The 1,515-nt window shown below is 59.2% G+C and carries 3 protein-coding genes; all 3 read right to left on the bottom strand.

Annotated elements, in window-relative coordinates; translation table 11 throughout:
• Positions 1-262 precede the first annotated feature (262 nt).
• Positions 263-436, bottom strand: a complete 174-nt coding sequence (locus DWB68_RS15680) for a CsbD family protein (RefSeq protein WP_119426044.1) — start codon at positions 434-436, stop codon at positions 263-265.
• A 53-nt stretch (positions 437-489) separates the two neighbouring features.
• Positions 490-759 carry a GlsB/YeaQ/YmgE family stress response membrane protein gene (locus DWB68_RS15675; RefSeq protein WP_119426043.1) on the bottom strand — a complete coding sequence of 90 codons (270 nt, stop codon included), beginning with the start codon at positions 757-759 and terminating at the stop codon, positions 490-492.
• 106 nt (positions 760-865) lie between these two features.
• Complete coding sequence (locus tag DWB68_RS15670) at positions 866-1,339, bottom strand: MarR family winged helix-turn-helix transcriptional regulator (protein ID WP_147391721.1); 474 nt, start codon at positions 1,337-1,339, stop codon at positions 866-868.
• Positions 1,340-1,515: the final 176 nt, after the last annotated feature.

The raw sequence follows: 1,515 nt of genomic DNA, 5'->3' as shown, positions 1-1,515 counted from the left end.
AACCGCGAGCACTACCGACTACGCATGCTCCTCATCGGCGGCGGACTGACCCACCCCCACCTGAAGTAGGAAGAGCCCGCATCATCCGCTCAGGGACGGCGCGTGGGCGGCAGCAGGCTCGACGCCCTCGCGGAACTCGTCAAGGCTAAGGCCACCGACTCCCGGTACTCAGCACGGAGCGGAACGACCGATCTTTGTTGGAGTGCGGCCAAGGCGCACGAAGGGGCCCGGGTCTTTCGACCCGGGCCCCTTCGGTGACGCGTCATTTCTTGAATGCGTCCTTGATCTTCTCGCCCGCCTGCTTAACGTCACCCTTGGCCTGCTGGGCGTGCCCCTCGGCCTCGAGCTTCTCGTTGTCAGTGACCTTGCCAGCAGTCTCCTTGACCTTTCCTGCCACCTTGTCAGCAGTGTTCTTCGCCTTGTCTGCCAGACTCACGATGTACTCCTTAGATATAGCGGTGTTCTTCGGTCGGCGCCCTGAACGGAGGCTCAGGCGTTGCTCTTATTACGTCCCGTAATGAGGCCCCAGATCAGCAGGACAATAATCGAGCCGAGAATGGCGAGCAGCCACGACGAGAGGGAGAAGAACTCGTCGACGTCGGCGTGGAAAACCGCCTGGCCGATCCATCCACCCAGGAGCGCCCCAACGACTCCGAGGATCAGCGTGGCAATCCATCCGCCGCCTTGCTTCCCCGGGAGAATCGCCTTAGCAATCGCCCCAGCGATCAGTCCCAAAACAATCCAGCCAATGAAACCCATATCGGGCCCCCTCCAACGTGTTCGTGATGTCCCCCGCCATGATGTGCGGGGCTTTGACCACACCCCCGATGAGGGATGCGGGAACTCATGGTCGCGCCGACTGCATTTAGTCCAGCGCGCTATTCAGATCTCGAAGAAAATTCGTGACGGTGATCTTGCCTCGGTCGTCCAGGCGCTCCGTCGCCGCCATCATCCCCTCGCTCATTTTGCGCAAAGTGGTTCCCACCTGCGATTGCGCTTTCTCCGTCGGTTTAAGAGCGACCGATCGCCTGTCCTTAGGGTGCGCCTCGCGGGTGATGTACCCGGCCTGCGCTAACCGGTCGACCAACGCACTGACCGACGCACCGGTGATGTGGAGTTGCTCCGCCAAGTCGAGCTGGCGCAAAGTGTCGCCAGCCATGTCGGCAGCGAGCACAAGCTGTAAGGTTTCCAATTCCTTGCCTTTAAGGCCCATCTCTTCATGGGCTTTAGTTCGCACGTGCTCGTTGGTCTGGCGGTAACGATGGAGCTCACTCAAGAGCTCTAGCGTCTCGTCCGAGGAAGCGGACGTGTCAGGGTTCCAAAACATCAGAACGCTCACTTCAATCTAGCTGTTACATCTGGCGAATCGATTTTACAACGGAGGAAAGTATGTCAGCCCAGGTCGGCTATGAAGTCGACTTCGATCACTTCCATTTTCGGGCCTTGACCCCTGATCTTGGACACGGTGTTCTTTTGGTTATGCCGCGTTCTTGAGGGTAGCCAAGGTGGCGTTCT

The sequence above is a fragment of the Galactobacter valiniphilus genome (assembly GCF_003575975.1).
GTDB lineage: Bacteria > Actinomycetota > Actinomycetes > Actinomycetales > Micrococcaceae > Galactobacter > Galactobacter valiniphilus.
The sequence above is the reverse complement of the archived record's forward strand: the minus strand, read 5'-3'. Positions and strand labels throughout refer to the sequence as shown.